The organism is Klebsiella sp. X13, from assembly GCF_003323835.1.
Taxonomy (GTDB): domain Bacteria; phylum Pseudomonadota; class Gammaproteobacteria; order Enterobacterales; family Enterobacteriaceae; genus Klebsiella; species Klebsiella ornithinolytica.
In genome coordinates this window covers 2,437,799-2,456,794 of record NZ_CP030874.1, presented here as the reverse complement: position 1 = coordinate 2,456,794, position 18,996 = coordinate 2,437,799, and the positions used below count along the sequence as shown (strand labels likewise).

Here is an 18,996-nt window from a genome sequence, read left to right as displayed (position 1 = left end):
CATGAAGGTAAAAGACAGGTAGTTAACTTTTTTGATTTTTAGGTGAGATTTAATGAAAAAGCTGTTTGTGCAGTTTTACCTTCTGCTGTTCGTCTGCTTCCTGGTGATGACCATGCTGGTGGGGCTGGTGTATAAATTCACCGCCGAACGTGCGGGCCGGCAGTCGCTGGACGATCTGATGAAAAGCTCGTTGTATCTGATGCGCAGCGAGCTGCGGGAAATCCCACCGCGCGACTGGAGCAAAACGCTAAAGGAGCTGGATCTTAATCTGTCGTTCGATCTGCATATTGAGCCGCTGAGCAAATTTAAGCTGTCGGAAAACTCCATGCAGCATCTGCGCGCCGGGGATATTGTCGCCCTCGATGATGAATACACCTTTATTCAACGCATTCCGCGAAGCCACTATGTTCTGTCGGTGGGCCCCGTCCCCTATCTCTACTTCCTCCACGAGATGCGTTTGCTGGATGTTGCCTTAATGGCTTTCATCGCCATTTCGCTGGCCTTTCCGGTGTTCATCTGGATGCGCCCCCACTGGCAGGATATGTTGCGTCTTGAGACCGCAGCACAACGCTTTGGCGAGGGGCATTTCACCGAACGCATTCATTTCGACAGTATGTCCAGCTTCGAGCGTCTGGGCGTGGCCTTTAACCAGATGGCCGACAATATCAACGCGCTAATCGCCAGCAAGAAGCTGCTGATCGACGGCATTGCCCACGAACTGCGTACTCCGCTGGTGCGTCTGCGCTATCGCCTTGAGATGAGTGAAAACCTGACCGAAGCGGAATCCCAGGCGCTGAACCGCGATATTGGGCAGCTGGAAGCCTTAATCGAGGAGCTGTTGACCTACGCCCGTCTGGACCGACCGCAGAACGAACTACACCTGACGACGCCTGATTTTCCCGCCTGGATAGCGGCGCACGTTGAAGAGATTCAGATGGTTAATCCCCAACGCGATGTGACGTTACATAAGGTGGTCGCCGGGGATTACGGCGCGCTTGATATGCGTCTGATGGAACGGGTGCTGGACAATCTCGTCAACAACGCTTTGCGCTACAGCAATCAGCGAATTCAGGTCAGCCTCACGCTACAGGGTTCGCGCGCAACTTTACAGGTTGAAGATGACGGTCCGGGCATCGACCCGGAGGAGCGCGAGCGGGTGTTTGAGCCCTTTGTCCGTCTCGATCCTAGCCGTGACAGGGCCACCGGCGGCTGCGGGCTTGGGCTGGCGATCGTCCACAGTATCGCCCAGGCCATGTCCGGCGAGGTGAGCTGCGGCGCCAGCTCTCTGGGCGGCGCTCGCTTTTGTTTTAGCTGGCCAATCTATCACCAGCTGCCCAATTTGAGCGCTCTTTGAGTACTGCCTGACTCTCTTGCGCAGGTGCTTCGGCCTGCGTATAGTTAAAAACCAAACAGTATGTTGTAACTAAGGTGGGCGCTATGGCCAGCTACGATCTCGTTGAACGTCTGAATGACACCTTTCGCCAGCTGGAACGCGAGCTACAGATGCTCCAGCAACGCCTGCGCGCCTGTCGACTGCTGGCCGCCCGGGTGTTTGAACTGCCGGCCGTCAGTAAAGAGACGGAACACGATCCGCTGGAGACTATTCAGGTGGTTCAGCACACCGGTCAACCGGCGCTGGAGATGGCGCTGAAACACTACAGCCATCTGTTCATTCAACAGCAATCAGAAAGCCGTAGCAGTAAGGCTGCGGTCCGCCTCCCCGGCGCCATCTGCCTGCAAACCGATGGCGAAGAACAGGCGGCGTTACTGCAGAGCATTTCTCGCATTAACGCGCTGAAAGCCGCTTTCGAAAAGATTGTCACCGTTGATTCCGGCCTGCCCGCCGCGGCACGTTTTGAATGGGTGCACCGTCATCTGCCGGGGCTTATCACCCTCAGCGCCTACCGTACCTTGACGGTGCTATGCGACCCAAGCACCCTTCGCTTCGGTTGGGCTAATAAGCACGTGATTAAAAATCTCACCCGTGATGAGGTGCTGCAGCAGCTGGAAAAAAGTCTGCAATCGCCGCGCGCGGTGCCGCCCTGGACGCGTGAACAGTGGCAAAGCAAACTGGAGCGAGAATATCAGGATGTCGCCGCTCTGCCGCAGCGGGCAAAACTTAAGATCAAGCGGCCGGTGAAGGTCCAGCCTATTGCACGCGTCTGGTACGCCGGTGAACAGAAACAGGTGCAGTACGCCTGCCCGGGCCCGCTTATCACGCTGATATCCGGCACTCAGGGGGTGAGCGTGCCGGATATCGGCGAGTTACTGAACTACGATGCGGATAATGTGCAGTATCGCTATAAGCCGCAGGCGCAGTCGCTCAGGTTACTTATCCCGCGACTGCATCTGTGGCTGGCTAACGAGTAGCCATGCTGCCCACCATCTCTTCCGGGCGCACCCAGCTGTCAAATTCGGCCTCCGTCAGATAGCCCAGCGCTAACGCGGAGGCTTTGAGCGTCAGCCCCTCTTTATGCGCCTTTTTGGCAATCTCCGCCGCTTTGTCATAGCCAATATGGGTATTCAGCGCCGTGACCAGCATCAGTGACTCATTGAGCAACTGAGCGATCCGTTCACGGTTCGGTTCGATGCCGGTCGCACAGTGTTCATTAAAACTCTCCATCCCATCCGCCAGCAGACGCACCGATTGCAGGAAGTTATGAATTACCATCGGACGATATACGTTCAGTTCGAAGTTACCGGACGCCCCGCCGATATTGACCGCCACATCATTCCCCATAACCTGACAGCACAGCATCGTCAGCGCTTCGCACTGCGTCGGGTTAACCTTGCCGGGCATGATGGATGAGCCGGGTTCATTTTCCGGAATCGCGATTTCGCCAATCCCGCAACGCGGGCCGGAAGCCAGCCAGCGTACATCGTTGGCAATCTTCATCAACGAAGCCGCCAGCCCCTTCAGCGCCCCGTGGGCATGAACCAGCGCATCGCAGGTCGCGAGGGCTTCAAATTTATTCGGCGCAGTGACGAACGGCTGGCCGCTGAGGGTCGCCAGTTCTTCCGCTACGCGAACGGCATATTGCGGATGGGTATTCAGACCGGTACCAACGGCGGTACCGCCCAACGCCAGCTCGCTCAGGTGCGGCAGGCTCAGCTCCAGATGGCGGAGATTGTGTTCCAGCATCGCCACCCAACCTGAGAACTCCTGCCCCAGCGTTAACGGCGTCGCATCCTGCAGGTGCGTGCGGCCAATCTTAACGATGTCGTTGAAGGCCGCAGCTTTATCACTCAGCGTCTGTTTCAGCACCGTGAGCCGGGGGATGAGCGCTTCGCGCAGCGCGATAATCGCCGCGACATGCATCGCGGTTGGAAAGACATCGTTGGAACTCTGGCTCTTGTTAACGTCATCGTTAGGATGAACTTTGCGCTCCATGCCACGCGCGCCGCCCAGCAGCTCACTGGCGCGGTTGGCCAACACTTCGTTCATGTTCATGTTGCTTTGCGTGCCGGAACCGGTCTGCCAGATGGCCAGCGGAAATTCATCGGGATGATTGCCGGCCAGAACTTCATCTGCGGCTTGAATAATCGCTCCGGCCTTCTCTGCGGTCAGTAATCCCAAATCCTGGTTAACTTTCGCCGCCGCCCGTTTGGTCAGCGCCAGCGCATAAATCAGTTCGCCCGGCATTTTTTCCGTCGAGATGCGGAAATGTTCCAGCGAACGCTGGGTCTGCGCGCCCCATAGCTTATCGGCAGGCACCTCGATAGCGCCCATTGAGTCTCTTTCACTGCGATGCGTTGTCATTACTTTCTCCTTGAATACAAAGTACGTAATTACGACAAAGCTCACCTGCTATAAAGGGTTAAGTATTGGTCAAATTTTTAAGATTATGTTGCTCGTTCGTGCCGCTAAACGACATAAAAAAACCGCCCCGGAGGGCGGCTTCGATTATTTCACACAGCGTGTGCACTGCGAGGTCTGAATCTGCTGGAAGAAATCGTTGCCTTTGTCATCCACCAGGATGAAGGCCGGGAAATCTTCCACTTCGATTTTCCAGATAGCTTCCATCCCCAGTTCCGGATACGCCACGCACTCCAGGCTGCGGATACTCTGCTGCGCCAGCACCGCCGCCGGGCCGCCAATGCTGCCGAGATAGAATCCGCCGTGTTTGTGACAGGCGTCGGTCACCTGCTGGCTGCGGTTGCCTTTTGCCAGCATCACCATGCTGGCGCCGTGGGACTGCAGCAGATCAACATAGGAGTCCATGCGCCCCGCGGTGGTTGGGCCGAGCGAACCTGAGGCATAGCCATCGGGCGTTTTCGCCGGACCGGCGTAGTAGATCGGATGATCTTTCACGTACTGCGGCAGCGCTTCGCCGTTATCCAGCAGCTCTTTCAGCTTCGCGTGGGCGATATCGCGCGCCACGATGATGGTACCGCTGAGCGACAGCCGGGTCGATACCGGGTACTGCGACAGCAGTGCCAGAATCTCGCTCATCGGCTGATTGAGATTAACCTTCACCGCTTCACCTTCACCGGCCTGACGCAGCGACTCCGGAATGTATTTACCCGGATTGCTTTCCAGCTTCTCAATCCAGATACCGTGGCGGTTGATTTTGGCCTTGATATTGCGGTCAGCGGAGCAGGAGACGCCCATGCCGACCGGACAGGAGGCTCCGTGGCGCGGCAGACGCACTACGCGGATATCGTGGGCGAAGTATTTGCCGCCGAACTGGGCGCCGAGGCCGAGATTTTGCGCTTCCAGCAGCAGCTCTTGCTCCAGCTGAATATCGCGGAACGCCTGGCCGTGTTCGTTACCTTCAGTCGGCAGGCCATCATAATATTTGGTCGATGCCAGCTTCACGGTTTTCAGCGTCGATTCCGCCGAGGTGCCGCCAATCACGAAGGCGATATGGTACGGCGGACAGGCCGCGGTGCCGAGGGTGCGCATCTTCTCAACCAGGTAGCTTTTCAGCTTCGCCGGGGTAATCAGCGCTTTGGTTTCCTGATACAGATAGGTCTTGTTGGCCGAACCGCCGCCCTTGGCGATACAGAGGAATTTGTATTCGTCGCCGTCGGTGGCATACAGATCGATCTGCGCCGGCAGGTTAGTCCCGGTGTTGACCTCTTTATACATATCCAGGGCCGCGTTCTGCGAGTAGCGCAGATTATCCTGGATATAGGTGTTATACACCCCCTGCGCCAGCGCCGCTTCATCGCCGCCGCCGGTCCAGACGCGCTGGCCCTTTTTACCGGTGATGATTGCGGTACCGGTATCCTGGCAGGTCGGCAAAATGCCTTTGGCCGCGATATCGGAGTTGCGCAGGAACTGCAGGGCGACGTATTTGTCGTTTTCGCTGGCTTCCGGGTCGTTAAGGATATCGGCGACCTGCTGCTGGTGCGCCGGGCGCAACATGAAGGAAGCATCGTGGAAAGCGTGTTGTGCCAGAAGAGTCAGCGCCTGAGGTTCAACCTTCAGGACTTCCTGGCCGGCGAATTCGGCGACAGAGACGTAGTCACGACTGAGGAGATAATACTCGGTGTCATCCTTTTTAAGGGGAAAAGGATCCTGATAAACAAACGGTTTATTCGACATTGTGCTCTCACTTACTGCTGGGCTGATTATATTTCAGGCAGACACTCCATTTGCCTGTAGAAAAGCGAGTCGATCAATTTTACACAAAATTTTAACAAAAACTGAGACAGGGACGACTTTTTCTTTCAGCAGTTGCTTCTCGGCGGTTTGCTGGTTTAATAGAGCGATTATTATCATGTGGAAACAGGGATTGAGAATGCAAAAGCTCATTAACTCAGTGCAGAACTATGCCTGGGGAAGTCACACCGCATTAACGGAACTTTATGGTATCGCCAACCCGGACAACCTGCCAATGGCAGAGCTGTGGATGGGCGCGCATCCGAAGAGCAGTTCGCAGGTTCTCGACGCTGACGGTCGCCCGCACGCGCTGCGCCAGATCATTGACGGCGACAAGTCCGCCCTGCTCGGCGACAAGGTTGCACAGCGTTTCGGCGAACTGCCGTTCCTGTTTAAAGTGCTCTGCGCCGCCCAGCCGCTCTCCATTCAGGTTCATCCGAACAAGCAGGCTTCAGAAATTGGCTTTGCCAAAGAGAACGCCGCCGGCATTCCGCTGGATGCCGCTGAACGTAATTATAAAGATCCTAACCACAAGCCGGAGCTGGTCTTTGCGCTGACGCCATTCCTGGCGATGAACGCGTTCCGCGAATTTAACGAGATTGCCGCCCTGCTGCAGCCGGTTGCCAGCGCGCACCCGGCCATCGGCGAATTCCTCAGTCATCCGGATGCTGAACATTTAAGCCAGCTGTTCGCCGGCCTGCTCAATATGCAAGGCGAAGAAAAAGCGCAGGCTCTGCGCGTGCTGCAAGCGGCGCTGGATAACCAACAGGGCGAACCGTGGCAGACCATCCGCCTGATCGCTGAATTCTATCCCGACGACAGCGGCCTGTTCTCTCCGCTGCTGCTTAACGTGGTGAAGCTGAATCCAGGCGAAGCGATGTTCCTGTTCGCCGAAACGCCGCACGCCTACCTGCAGGGCGTGGCGCTGGAGGTGATGGCCAACTCGGATAACGTGCTGCGTGCCGGCCTGACGCCAAAGTACATTGATATTCCTGAGCTGGTTGCCAACGTGAAGTTCGTTGCCAAGCCGGCAGGCGAGCTGCTGACTCAGCCGGTGAAACAGGCCGCGGAGCTGGATTTCCCGATTCCGGTCGATGATTTCGCCTTCTCCCTGCACGATCTCTCGGCACAGGAATCCACCCTCGACCAGCAGAGCGCGGCTATCATCTTCTGCGTAGAAGGCGAAGCGGTTCTGCGTAAAGGTGAACAGCGTCTGACCCTGAAAGCCGGTGAGTCGGCCTTTATTGGCTGTAACGAGTCGCCGGTCGCGGTCAGCGGCAGCGGTCGTCTGGCGCGCGTCTTTAATAAGCTCAAGTAAGTTACTGAACTTTTTAGTCGCGCTTGCTAGACTTTCCCTCATCATGACAACATGACCAGGCGGCTCGATCCGCCTGGTTTTATTTATGGACAAATGCTATGAAGAAATCGCTGGTCGCAGCAGGAATTATCGTGGCGCTGGGCGTCATCTGGACAGGCGGCGCCTGGTACACAGGGAAACAGCTGGAAAGCCACCTCGCCGAGGTAGTGCAACAGGCTAATGCGCAGCTACAGAGCAGCGCGCCGGAAGCGGGCGTCGAGCTGTCATGGCAAAACTATCAGCGCGGCGTATTCAGTAGCCACCTGCAGCTGGTAGTGAAGCCGGTTGCCGGTAAAGAGAACAGCTGGCTGGCGGCCGGGCAGTCGCTGGTGTTTGATGAAGTGGTCGATCACGGCCCCTTCCCGGCGGCAGCGCTGAAATCCGGCCAGCTTGCCCCGGCGATGGCGTCCGTCAGAACCACGCTGGTCAATAACGATGCCAGCAAAGGGCTGTTTGATATCGCCAAAGGCGAGTCACCGTTTACCATCAATACCCGGATTGCCTACAGCGGCGACAGCCGGTCGGCTATCGCCCTGAGACCACTGGACTACGCGAAAGGCGATGAGAAAGTCACCTTCAGCGGCGGTCAGTTCCAGCTCGATGCGGATGCGGAAGGCAAATCGGTGAGTCTGAGCGGCGAAGCGAGCAGCGGTCAGATCAACGCGCTGAATGAATACAACCAGAAAGTTCAGTTGAACTTCAATAACCTGAAAACCGACGGCGCCACCGAGATGACCAGCTTCAATGAGCGCATCGGTAAGCAGAAAATCTCCCTGGAGAAGCTGTCGATTGGCGTTGAAGGGAAAGAGCTGGCCCTGCTGGAAGGCATGAACATCGATGGCCAGTCTTCGCTGACTGAAGACGGTAAAGGGATTAACAGCCAGCTGGATTACACCGTCAACAGCCTGAAGCTGCAAAACCAGGATATCGGCAGCGGTAAACTGACCGTCAAGCTGGCGAATCTTGACGGCCAGGCCTGGCATCAGTTCAGCCAGCAGTACAATGCCGAAGCGCAGGCGCTGATGGCGAACCCGCAGCTGGCGCAGAATCCTGAGCTGTACCAGCAGGCGCTGACGGAAACCTTCTTTAAAGCGCTACCGATTTTACTGAAGGGTAACCCGTCGCTGACTATCGCCCCTCTGAGCTGGCGCAACGCCAAAGGGGAAAGCACCTTTAATATGTCTGTTCTGCTGAAAGACCCGGCGCTGACCACCGCTGAACCGCAAACGCTGGCGGATGAAGTGGATCGCAGCGTCAAGTCGCTCGACAGCAAGCTGGTCATTCCGGTCGATATGGCCACCGCATTTATGACTCAGGTTGCCGGCCTCGAAGGCTACCAGCCGGAAGATGCGGCTAAACTGGCAGACCAGCAGGTGAAAGGTCTTGCCGCCATGGGCCAGATGTTCCGCATTACCGCGATGGAAGACAACGCGATCACCTCCAGTCTGCAATACGCCGAAGGTCAGGTCACCCTGAACGGGCAGAAAATGCCGCTGGATGAGTTCGCCGGAATGTTTGGCTTTACTCTGCCGGCAGCCCCTGGCGCCGAACCGCAGGAAACCCTGCCAGAAGAAGTGGCGCCGCCGGTCGCGCCGCAGCAGTAATCTCGCGATTAGCCCCTTTCGAGGGGCTCAGTTTAGCGGTCAGTGCCCGGCGACGCTTCGCTTGCGCGGGCCTACCGGAGACGTGGCAACCGCTACAATCACGCAGGCCCGGTAAGGCGTAACTGCCACCGGGCCAGAATGCGGGAACCATAGTTTACATCTGAGCCCCTTCGAGGGGCTATTTTCGGGTCACCAGCCGCGGGGGCATAATTTGATTTCTCGCGCTCATCTGCCCCTTCTCCAGACGCCGTAGAATACATTCCGCCAGGCTTTGGCCCATCTCGCGCGCAGGCGTGGTGACCCAGGTCAACGGCACATCATCCAGCGCGCTTTCCGGGACTTCGGCAAAAGCCGCCAGCGCCACGCGCTGTTCAAAATAGCTCTCCACGCTGTCTTCGCCGCTCTGGCGTCCCGCTCGCATCAGGCCAAACCAGGCGCCGGTGGCAATCACGTTGTTGTAACACAGCACGGCGGTTATGGTCGGGTTCTGCCGCAGCAGCGAGGCCATTGCTTCGGCCGCCAGCTTTTGGCTGGATTCGCACTCCACGACCCATTCGCTATGAAACGGCAGACCGTACTTCAGCAGCGTCGCGCAGTATCCGCCCACCCGCTCCGCCCGCGTCAACGACGCGCTTTGTCCGCCGAGCCAGGCAATGCGCTGGTGTCCGCGGCGGATCAGATGCTCGGTGACAATCTGCGCGGCCTGCATATTATCCGGGCGGATAAGGTCGATATCATCGAGGTAGCTGGCGCGGGAGGCAAACACCAGCGGCATACCAACCTCCGCGGCGCGATCGCGCAGTTCGCTACCTTTGTCGATAGCACCGGCAATAATCACCCCGTCTACACCCTGCGAAATCAGGGTTTCAAAACGTTGACGCATTTTTTCCCCACCGTAGCCGCCCTGGGTAAGAAAGACCATTTTCCCCTCGGCCTCAAGCGCATCGGTCAGCCCGGCGGTAAGCTCCGCATAAAACGGCTTGGAGAGGTCGCTCACGATAAGACCAATCACGCCGCTCTGCCCGCCGCGCAGTGCAGCCGCCTGGCGGTTACGCACAAAACCCAGCTGTTCAATCGCCTGATTGACGCGCTCGCCGGTGGCCGACGATATCCGGCCTTTGCCGCTCAGCACCAGTGAGACCGTACTCACCGACACTCCGGCCACCTGCGCAACGTCGTTAATGGTGATCTTTTTTGCGATAGCCATAACTGCAACCGTCTCCCTGTGGCGGTCGATAAAACGTTTTATCAATGGGTTACCTTTATAAACGTTATCTTCGCCTGATTATGTGATTTTTATCGCACTAAAAAGTGATAAAACGTTTTATCTTGCCGTAGCGTTACACCCTACCCATAACTTAAAAAATCAGGATTCGTGTTAATGACGGCAAAAACGACACCAAAAATTACCTTGTGGGAGTTTTTCCAGCAGTTAGGAAAAACGTTTATGTTGCCCGTGGCATTGCTTTCTTTTTGCGGGATCATGCTGGGGATCGGCAGCTCTTTAAGCAGCCACGATGTGCTCACCCTGCTGCCATGGCTCGATATTCCGCTGCTGCAGGCTGTGTTTGTCTGGATGAGCAAAGTCGGCTCCTTCGCCTTTAGCTTCCTGCCGGTGATGTTCTGTATCGCGATTCCGCTGGGGCTGGCGCGTGAAAATAAAGGCGTGGCGGCCTTCGCCGGCTTCGTCGGCTATGCGGTCATGAACCTGGCGGTGAACTTCTGGCTCACCGCGAAAGGGATTCTCCCCACGACCGATGCCGCGGTGCTGAAAGCCAACAATATCCAGAACATCATCGGTATTCAGTCGATCGATACCGGGATCCTGGGGGCGGTGATCGCCGGGATCATTGTCTGGATGCTGCACGAGCGTTTTCACAATATCCGCCTGCCTGACGCATTAGCCTTCTTTGGCGGCACGCGTTTTGTACCGATTATCACCACCGTGGTGCTCGGGCTGGTTGGTCTGGTTATCCCCCTCGTCTGGCCGGTCTTTGCCATGGGAATTAATGCCCTCGGTCACGTGATTAACAGCGCGGGCGACTTCGGACCGATGATCTTCGGCACCGGCGAACGTTTGCTGCTGCCGTTCGGTCTGCACCACATTCTGGTGGCGCTGATTCGCTTTACCGAAGCGGGCGGGACCATGGATGTGTGCGGTCATACCGTCAGCGGCGCGCTGACTATCTTCCAGGCGCAGCTAAGCTGCCCGGAAACTCACGGCTTCTCAGAAAGCGCCACCCGCTTCCTGTCGCAGGGTAAAATGCCGGCATTCCTCGGCGGCCTGCCGGGAGCGGCACTGGCGATGTACCACTGCGCACGTCCGGAAAACCGTCATAAAATTAAAGGCCTGCTGATCTCCGGGGTGATTGCCTGTGTCGTCGGCGGCACCACTGAACCGCTGGAGTTCCTGTTCCTGTTCGTCGCCCCGGTACTGTATGTTATTCACGCCCTGCTGACCGGCCTTGGCTTCACCATTATGGCGGTGCTGGGCGTCACTATCGGCAACACCGACGGGAACGTCATTGACTTCGTGGTCTTCGGCATCCTGCACGGTCTGGCAACCAAGTGGTATCTGGTGCCGGTGGTTGCCGCCATCTGGTTTGCGGTGTATTACGGCATCTTCCGTTTCGCCATTACCCGCTTTAACCTGAAAACGCCGGGCCGCGATATCGAAACCCAGACGGCCTTTGACAAAGCCGTGAGCGGCGTCACCGGTAAATCCGGTTACAACGTGCCGGCAATTCTGGCCGCGCTGGGCGGAGCCGAGAATATCGTCTCCCTGGATAACTGCATTACCCGCCTGCGGCTGTCGGTGCACGACATGAGTAAAGTGGATAGCGCCGCGCTGAAAGCCAACCGCGCCATCGGCGTCGTACAGCTGAATCAGCATAACCTGCAGGTTGTTATCGGCCCTCAGGTGCAGTCGGTGAAAGATGAAATGACCGTCCTGATGAATACCGTCCAGGCATAAACGCCCGCCCCCTCCTGACCCGGAGGGGGCTTTGATAAAGGAAGTGTCAATGTTTGATTTTGCAACGCCTGTCGATCGCCACGGCACCTGGTGTACGCAATGGGACTACGTAGCCGACCGCTTCGGCGCCGCCGACCTGCTCCCCTTTACTATCTCCGATATGGATTTCGCCACCGCCCCCTGCATTCTTGATGCCCTCAGTCAGCGCCTGGCGCACGGCGTGTTCGGCTACAGCCGCTGGAAAAACGATGAGTTTCTGGGCGCGGTCGCCCACTGGTACGCCAGCCGCTTTCACTGCCCCGTTAACCGCGATGCGATCGTCTATGGCCCGTCGGTCATTTACATGGTAGCGGAGATGATTCGCCAGTGGTCTGACGAAGGCGACGGTGTGGTCGTCCATACCCCGGCCTATGACGCTTTTTATAAAACCATTGAAGGAAACCGGCGTCGCGTTGCATCGGTGCCGCTGACGCAGCGGGATAATCAGTGGCATTGCGATATGGCGCAGCTTGAACGCACGCTGGCGGAGCCGCGCAACACGCTGCTGCTGCTGTGCAGCCCGCATAACCCGACCGGGAAAGTGTGGCGCCGCGAGGAGCTTGAGACCATGGCCCTGCTGTGCGAAAAACACGGCGTGAAGGTCATCAGCGATGAGATTCATATGGATATGTGTTGGGGTGAGCATCGTCATACGCCGTGGTGCGACGTCGCTCGCGGGCCGTGGGCGCTGTTCACCTCCGGCTCAAAAAGCTTCAATATTCCCGCGTTTACCGGGGCTTACGGCCTGATTGATGATGCCGCATCCCGCGAAGCTTATCTCACGGCTCTGAAGAGTCGCGATGGCCTCTCTTCGCCTTCCGTACCGGCGCTGGTCGCCCATATTGCCGCCTACCGTGAAGGCGCCCCGTGGCTCGATGCGCTGCGGGCCTATTTGCAGGACAACATGCGCTATATTGCTCAGGCGCTCAATCACGCCTTCCCGCAGCTGAACTGGCAGCCGCCGCAGGCCACCTATCTCGCCTGGATCGATCTGCGCCCGCTCGGCGTAGACGATCGCGCGCTGCAAAAAGCGCTCATCGAGGTTCAGAAGGTCGCCATTATGCCCGGGTATACCTACGGCGAAGAAGGCGTTGGTTTTGTGCGCCTCAATGCCGGCTGTCCCCGGGAGAAACTGGAAAAAGGCGTCAACGGATTGATTGCCGCGCTGCGCGCTTTAGCATAGCGATACCGCGGCGTACCGCACGGCGTCGGCCGTGTTAAACGCCGCGGACAAGTCTGCCCGGCTCACAAGTCGTCCCGCCGCCGAAAGGCCAGATATCCGGCCCCAAGGGTAAATCCACCGACGAGCAGCACCAGCAGGATAAACCCGTGATGATTGGTGGACAGCGGGATCCCCCCGACGTTCATGCCGAAGAACCCCGCCACAATATTGATCGGTAACGCCAGCACGGTAATGACCGTCAAGGTATATAGCGTGCGGTTGCTTCTTTCCATTTGCCGGGCGCTGATCTCCTCCTGCAGCAGGCTGATACGCTCGGTCAGCCCGGAGAGATCGTTGAGCACCACGGTAAACTCCTCGGTGAACTGGCGAAACTCCTGAACCACGGAGCGATCGATCCACGCCGGAGGCCGGTTGAGGAGTCGAAACATGGCTGCCGGTTCGGGAGCCAACAGCCGCTGAAAGCGCAGGAGCATCCGCCGCAGGCGCGCCAGGTCGGCGCGGTTACGCTGGACGTGGTTACTGAGCAGCCGCTCTTCGATGGCATCGACATGGCGGCTGGCCTGGCGCACCACCTGTTCCAGCACCTCCTCCTGCTCCTCCAGTAAAAAGGCCAGCAGCGCGGTGGAGGATGTCACGTGCAATGTCGCCAGCCGCGGCAACATCCATTCAATAAAGCGCAGCGGCTTATAGCGGGCCGTCACCACCAGCTTCTGGCTGCAGTACAGCCACAGCGTCGATGTTTCTGCGGTGGTCTCTTTGGGATGAAAAATGACGTCGTTAAGCACGGCAAACAAATTGTCGCCCTGGCGCTCAATGCGGGTGGTGTGAGAGCCGTCGCGGATCTCCTCAAAGAAAAAATCGGCAACGGGGAAATGATTCATCAACCACTTCTCGGCGGTTGCGTGGTTGAGATTGAGATGCAGCCAGACGAAATCATTTTCGCCGTCCAGCTCGTGAAAGCGGGCGCATACTTGCTGGGAGGTGATTTGCAGCGGCTGATGCCCTTCCCGAAAAAGAAAACCGTACACCAACCCGGAGACTTCCATATCAAAATCGGGCTTTAACATCTTTCCTGCGACATCTTGACTCATATATCCCTCAGGATTGTATTGCATGCTGTTCGGACCCGAATAAAGTCATCTTTCGCTATTTTTCAGAGCCTGGCAAGGTTAATGATTTGTTCATCAAACGGAAACCTGGCTGACATCTGCGTTTTATAAGTTCAGCGCTGTCACCCGTAACAATTTATCCTGTCTGACGTTTAAAGGAAGGTTCCTGATGAGCGATAACAGCAGCTCGCAACGCGTTGCGCCGGGCCTTAGCCCGCAAATCATCCAGTCAAAGATTTACCAAAAGAACAGTAAAAAAACTGTTCTTTTTTTTGTCTTTTTATTAGCTATCGGCATCGCATTTTCCGCCGTGAGCTTATTTAACGACGTGGCCCGTTCAGGAACGGTATATACCAGCTACCTGCCTTTTCTTTTATTAGGGCTGGCTTTATTGATTGCACTCGGCTTTGAGTTTGTTAACGGCTTTCATGATACTGCCAACGCCGTGGCCACCGTCATCTATACCCACTCCCTGCCGCCGACGGTCGCGGTCATGTGGTCCGGCTTTTTTAATTTCCTCGGCGTGTTGCTCTCCAGCGGCGTGGTGGCCTTCGGTATCATTTCATTACTCCCGGTCGAACTCATTCTGCAGGCCGGTACCGGCAACGGGTTTGCCATGGTGTATGCCCTGCTGTTTTCAGCCATTATCTGGAACCTGGGCACCTGGTGGTTCGGCCTGCCGTCCTCTTCGTCACACACGCTGATCGGCTCGATCATTGGCGTCGGCGTTTCAAACGCGCTGATCCACGGGCGCAACGGTACCAGCGGCGTCGACTGGGGCCAGGCGGTCAATGTCGGCTATTCTTTGCTGCTCTCGCCGGTGGTCGGTTTTGTCTGCGCCGCCGTCCTGCTGCTGCTGTTAAAGCGTTTCGTCAAAAACAAGCAGCTCTACGCTGCACCGGAAAATGACGCGCCGCCGCCGCTGTGGATCCGTAGTCTGCTGATCCTCACCTGTACCGGCGTCTCGTTTGCCCACGGCTCTAACGACGGGCAAAAGGGAATGGGGCTAATTATGCTGATTCTGGTGGGGACCATGCCCATTGCCTATGCGCTTAACCGCACTCTGCCGCCGGAACAGGCACCGCGGGTCGCGGCGCTGGCCGAAGTCACCGAAAACAGGCTGCTCAAACAATTCCCGGGCAACCTCCCCACCGATCCTCGTGAAGTGTTGACCCAGTATGTGCGCGACAGCCAGCTGACGCCGGACGTATTACCGGCGCTGGCGCGCCTTTCCGGCATTATTGGCGACCAGATTCGCCAGTACGGTTCGGTAGATAAAATCCCGGCCCAGGCGGTATCCAACACCCGTAACGATATGTATCTGGCTTCGGAAACTATCAAGCATTTGAAGAATAACCCCGATCTCCAACTGCCGCTGGAAACATCGCAGAATCTCGATGCGCTGAAAAAAGAGCTCGATAACGCCACGCGTTTCATTCCGTTCTGGGTCAAAGTGGCCGTTGCTCTGGCGCTCGGACTGGGCACCATGGTCGGCTGGCGGCGTATTGTCGTCACCATTGGCGAGAAGATCGGCAAAACGCACCTGACCTACGCGCAGGGTGCCAGCGCAGAACTGGTGGCGATGAGCACCATCGGCGCCGCCGATGCTTTTGGCCTTCCCGTTTCCACGACTCACGTCCTCTCTTCCGGTATCGCCGGAACCATGGCGGCAAATCGCTCAGGACTGCAGTTTTCTACCGTGCGTAATCTGCTGATGGCCTGGGTACTGACGCTGCCCGCCTCGGTGATCCTCTCCGCGGTGCTGTACTGGATGTTCGCAAAAGTGTCCTAGCCACCGGCGCAGATTTGCCCGCTTCCCGCCCGTCGCCCTGACGGGCGGACTCATGGGTAAAAACAGCCATGATTTTGATAAAGCTCAAAAAAATTCACTGGCAAAAGGTGTATTAAAAAGCCGCTAACCATCCCGTTCAGCTATTTTGATAAGAGGAGGAAACCATGAAAACTTACGATCGTAACCGTAACGCTATCTCAACAGGCAGCATGGTTATGGTGGCAGGAAATGGCGTGACGGGCGTCATTAAGGCCATCCACGGCGAAGGTAAAACGGCGGAACAATTACGCCGCGCGGACTGCGTGGAAATAGAAGGCTGCGAAGGGTTATATTGCCCAATGAGCCTTATTCGGCTGGGCTTTCATTAATTACCTCCCGGCGATGGCTCGTCGCCCTGCCGAAAGAGAATAAAGGCCGCCGCGGCGGCCTTTATTTTTGTTGCCGGATCGATTCATTTTGATCCCATCGAGCGTTTTCTCGCTATAAGCGGCGTATTATCCCGCCTTCTTTCACCCCGCCCGGGGTAATTTACCTTCTGAGTTCAGAGGCATCTTTCATGACATGGCAACAGTTCAAACAGGCCTACCTGATTAAATTCTGGGCACCGGCCCCCGCGGTTATCGCCGCCGGTATTCTCTCCACCTATTATTTCGGTATTACCGGCACGTTCTGGGCCGTGACCGGGGAATTTACCCGCTGGGGCGGGCAGCTATTGCAACTTGCCGGCGTTCATACCGAGCAGTGGGGTTATTTCAAACTGATTCATCTCGAAGGGACGCCGTTAACCCGCATTGACGGCATGATGATTATCGGCATGTTTGGTGGCTGTTTCGCCGCCGCGCTGTGGGCAAACAATATCAAATTACGCCTGCCGCGCAGCCGGATCCGTATTATTCAGGCCGTAGCGGGCGGGATCATTGCCGGTTTTGGCGCACGCCTGGCGATGGGCTGCAACCTGGCAGCCTTTTTTACCGGTATTCCTCAGTTTTCCCTCCACGCCTGGTTCTTTGCCATCGCGACAGCTATCGGGACCTGGTTTGGCGCACGCTTTACGCTACTGCCCCTGTTTCGAATTCCGGTCAGGATACAAAAAGTTTCTGCGGCCTCGCCGCTCACACAAAAGCCGGCGCAGGCGCGGCGTCGTTTTCGCGCAGGAATGCTGGTGTTCTTCGCCATGATCGCCTGGGGATTACTGACTGCACTCAATCAGCCTAAACTCGGCCTGGCGATGCTGTTTGGGGTCGGTTTTGGTCTGCTGATTGAACGTGCGCAGATCTGCTTTACTTCGGCATTCCGCGATATGTGGATCACCGGACGCACCTATATGGCCAAAGCGATTATCTTCGGGATGGCGGCGAGCGCGATTGGCATTTTCAGCTATGTGCAGCTGGGCATGGAGCCCAAAATCATGTGGGCAGGCCCGAATGCGGTGATCGGCGGCCTGCTGTTTGGTTTCGGTATTGTGCTGGCCGGCGGCTGTGAAACCGGCTGGATGTACCGCGCCGTTGAAGGTCAGGTTCACTACTGGTGGGTAGGACTGGGCAACGTCATTGGTTCGACGATTCTGGCCTATTTCTGGGATGATTTATCCCCAGCGCTGGCCACCAGCTGGGATAAAGTCAATCTGCTGGCCACCTTCGGGCCTTTTGGCGGCCTGCTGGTGACCTATCTGCTATTATTTATCGCGCTGATGCTGGTCATTGCCTGGGAGAAACGCTTTTTCCGCCAGAAATCCGCCGCCATGGCCAATGTTAAGGAAACCGCATGAAAGCTATCGTTCCCGATTATCGTCTCGACATGGTAGGCGAACCCTGCCCCTATCCGGCCGTTGCCACTCTGGAAGCGATGCCTTCGCTTAAAAAAGGGGAGATTCTGGAAGTGGTCAGCGATTGCCCGCAGTCGATTAATAACATTCCGCAGGATGCCCGCAACTACGGTTATACGGTGCTGGACATTCAACAAGACGGGCCAACCATCCGCTATTTAATCCAGAAGTAATCCCTCCCGTCCAGGCCGGTGACGCGCTCCCGCCGCCGGCCTGATGCCATACAGATTACCAGCCTTTTACCGCGTCGCCTTTGTACAGCTCCGCTGCCGCAGCGGCGACTTCATCACTTTGATACGCTTTCACCAGGTTTTTCACCTTTGCACTGTCTTTGTTATCAATCCGGCTGGCGAAAATATTGACGTAGGGTGAATTTTTATCTTCGATGAAAAGCCCGTTGCGGGTTGGTGAGAGCCCAACCTGACTGGAAAATGTCGTATTAATCACGGCAAGCGCAATTTGCCGATCGTCAAGCGCGCGAGTTAGCTGCGGCGCCTCAATCTCGACGATTTTCAGTTTCTTCGGGTTGTGCACAATATCTAACGACGTTGGCAGCAGACCCACCCCATCTTTAAGGGTAATCAGGCCCTGCTTCTGCAGCAAAAGCAGCGAACGTCCGAGGTTGGTCGGATCGTTTGGCACGGCTACCTGAGCACCTTCAGGTAGCTCATCAATGGCGTGTATTTTCTTCGAGTAGGCGGCGATCGGATAGACGAATGTTGTGCCTACCTCAACCAGCTTGTAGCCGCGCTCCTGGATCTGTTTATCCAGGTACGGTTTGTGCTGGAAAGCGTTGATATCCAGATCGCCGTTATTCAGCGCTTCATTGGGCAAAACGAAATCGTTAAAGGTGACGACTTCGACATCAAGGTTATATTTCTCTTTCGCCACCTTCTGCGCCACCGCCCATACCTGCTGATCGATCCCCGCGCTGATACCCACTTTGATATGATTCGGGTCCTGCCCGGCGGGGCCACAGGCGGCAAGCAGCGTGGTGCTGGCGACAAGCAGCGAAACAGCAAACTTCTTCAGCGTAAAAACCATAATCCCAGAGTCCTTTTTAAAATAGCCTGCCGCTTATAGCAGGAAAAGTAGCGCCTGAGACTATAGGAAATATCATTGGCGATATTAAAGACTGATTCACTATGATTTATAGCGATTGGCTATGAGCCTGTCTCATGGCTGAGTTTTCCTCGCGGAGCTGTCACGGAGGCGACGAAATTATAGTTTAACTCACTGGAAAAATTGGCTAATGAAGATTAAAATTTCAATCAGCTAACGGATGAAAGGGATTTTTCATGGCTGATGAGGTCAGTGAACCATGGCTGAACGCAAGCGTATTCGATGAGTCCGCCTGTTCCAGCATATTACTTGATGATTTTATTGCCAGCCGGAGGGCACGCATGAAAAATAAACACCGCTGGCAGAAATATACCCATCCCTTTGTCGTTGCTGTTCTCATTTATTGATGAAAACGTTGACGTTCGGGGACGTTACATTACCAG

At 56.4% G+C, this 18,996-nt stretch carries 16 protein-coding genes; 11 read left to right on the top strand and 5 right to left on the bottom strand.

Features of this window, described 5'->3' with window-relative positions; translation table 11 throughout:
• The first annotated feature begins 52 nt into the window (after nt 1-52).
• Together rstB and tus are read left to right on the top strand one after the other, a co-directional pair.
• The gene (gene rstB, locus DSD31_RS11685; protein WP_004862587.1) at nt 53-1,354 is read left to right on the top strand and encodes a two-component system sensor histidine kinase RstB; all 1,302 of its coding nucleotides are present in this window, start codon (nt 53-55) and stop codon (nt 1,352-1,354) included.
• 83 nt (nt 1,355-1,437) lie between these two features.
• The gene (gene tus / locus DSD31_RS11680; protein WP_004862589.1) at nt 1,438-2,370 is read left to right on the top strand and encodes a DNA replication terminus site-binding protein; all 933 of its coding nucleotides are present in this window, start codon (nt 1,438-1,440) and stop codon (nt 2,368-2,370) included.
• Here the strand turns inward: tus and fumC are convergent.
• Both fumC and fumA read right to left on the bottom strand, forming a co-directional pair.
• Nucleotides 2,360-3,760 carry a class II fumarate hydratase gene (gene fumC, locus DSD31_RS11675; protein ID WP_064359282.1) on the bottom strand — a complete coding sequence of 467 codons (1,401 nt, stop codon included), beginning with the start codon at nt 3,758-3,760 and terminating at the stop codon, nt 2,360-2,362. The genes tus and fumC overlap by 11 nt on opposite strands.
• A gap of 144 nt (nt 3,761-3,904) precedes the next feature.
• Nucleotides 3,905-5,551: a class I fumarate hydratase FumA gene (gene fumA / locus DSD31_RS11670; RefSeq protein WP_064359281.1), complete on the bottom strand. Its 1,647-nt coding sequence runs from the start codon at nt 5,549-5,551 to the stop codon at nt 3,905-3,907.
• Nucleotides 5,552-5,747: 196 nt separating this feature from the next.
• Here fumA and manA point away from each other — a divergent pair, with 196 nt between their 5' ends.
• Together manA and DSD31_RS11660 are read left to right on the top strand one after the other, a co-directional pair.
• Entirely contained in the window at nt 5,748-6,926 is a 1,179-nt protein-coding gene (gene manA / locus DSD31_RS11665; RefSeq protein ID WP_064356997.1) for a mannose-6-phosphate isomerase, read from the top strand.
• Nucleotides 6,927-7,024: 98 nt separating this feature from the next.
• Entirely contained in the window at nt 7,025-8,569 is a 1,545-nt protein-coding gene (locus tag DSD31_RS11660; protein ID WP_064359279.1) for a YdgA family protein, read from the top strand.
• A 178-nt stretch (nt 8,570-8,747) separates the two neighbouring features.
• Here DSD31_RS11660 and DSD31_RS11655 read toward each other — a convergent pair whose 3' ends face one another.
• Nucleotides 8,748-9,776: a Mal regulon transcriptional regulator MalI gene (locus DSD31_RS11655; RefSeq protein ID WP_004862601.1), complete on the bottom strand. Its 1,029-nt coding sequence runs from the start codon at nt 9,774-9,776 to the stop codon at nt 8,748-8,750.
• Between the two features lie 174 nt (nt 9,777-9,950).
• Between DSD31_RS11655 and malX the strand changes: the two genes are divergently transcribed.
• Both malX and DSD31_RS11645 read left to right on the top strand, forming a co-directional pair.
• On the top strand, nt 9,951-11,543 hold the full coding sequence (malX, locus tag DSD31_RS11650; protein ID WP_004862603.1) for a maltose/glucose-specific PTS transporter subunit IIBC: 1,593 nt from the start codon (nt 9,951-9,953) through the stop codon (nt 11,541-11,543).
• Nucleotides 11,544-11,592: 49 nt separating this feature from the next.
• Nucleotides 11,593-12,765 (top strand): MalY/PatB family protein, encoded by a 1,173-nt coding sequence (locus DSD31_RS11645; protein ID WP_054828937.1) that lies wholly within the window; start codon nt 11,593-11,595, stop codon nt 12,763-12,765.
• A 62-nt stretch (nt 12,766-12,827) separates the two neighbouring features.
• Here the strand turns inward: DSD31_RS11645 and DSD31_RS11640 are convergent, their stop codons facing one another.
• A complete protein-coding gene (locus DSD31_RS11640; RefSeq protein ID WP_004862606.1) occupies nt 12,828-13,856 on the bottom strand; it encodes a CorA family divalent cation transporter in 1,029 nt (342 codons plus the stop codon).
• A gap of 187 nt (nt 13,857-14,043) precedes the next feature.
• Here DSD31_RS11640 and DSD31_RS11635 point away from each other — a divergent pair, with 187 nt between their 5' ends.
• The 4 genes from DSD31_RS11635 to yedF all read left to right on the top strand — a co-directional run bounded on the left by DSD31_RS11635 (nt 14,044) and on the right by yedF (nt 17,664).
• Nucleotides 14,044-15,666 carry an inorganic phosphate transporter gene (locus DSD31_RS11635; protein WP_015584211.1) on the top strand — a complete coding sequence of 541 codons (1,623 nt, stop codon included), beginning with the start codon at nt 14,044-14,046 and terminating at the stop codon, nt 15,664-15,666.
• A 164-nt stretch (nt 15,667-15,830) separates the two neighbouring features.
• Nucleotides 15,831-16,034 (top strand): putative selenium delivery protein YdfZ, encoded by a 204-nt coding sequence (gene ydfZ / locus DSD31_RS11630; protein ID WP_004862611.1) that lies wholly within the window; start codon nt 15,831-15,833, stop codon nt 16,032-16,034.
• 188 nt (nt 16,035-16,222) lie between these two features.
• Nucleotides 16,223-17,434, top strand: coding sequence for a selenium metabolism membrane protein YedE/FdhT (yedE, locus tag DSD31_RS11625; protein ID WP_004862613.1), 1,212 nt, complete (start codon nt 16,223-16,225; stop codon nt 17,432-17,434).
• Nucleotides 17,431-17,664: a sulfurtransferase-like selenium metabolism protein YedF gene (gene yedF, locus DSD31_RS11620; RefSeq protein ID WP_004862615.1), complete on the top strand. Its 234-nt coding sequence runs from the start codon at nt 17,431-17,433 to the stop codon at nt 17,662-17,664. Before yedE ends, yedF begins: the two co-directional genes overlap by 4 nt.
• 55 nt (nt 17,665-17,719) lie before the next feature.
• Here yedF and metQ read toward each other — a convergent pair whose 3' ends face one another.
• Complete coding sequence (gene metQ / locus DSD31_RS11615; RefSeq protein WP_004862619.1) at nt 17,720-18,535, bottom strand: methionine ABC transporter substrate-binding lipoprotein MetQ; 816 nt, start codon at nt 18,533-18,535, stop codon at nt 17,720-17,722.
• 254 nt (nt 18,536-18,789) lie between these two features.
• On the opposite strand from metQ, the gene DSD31_RS26180 reads away from it, so the two are divergent.
• The gene (locus tag DSD31_RS26180; RefSeq protein ID WP_004862622.1) at nt 18,790-18,960 is read left to right on the top strand and encodes a hypothetical protein; all 171 of its coding nucleotides are present in this window, start codon (nt 18,790-18,792) and stop codon (nt 18,958-18,960) included.
• Nucleotides 18,961-18,996 lie beyond the last annotated feature (36 nt).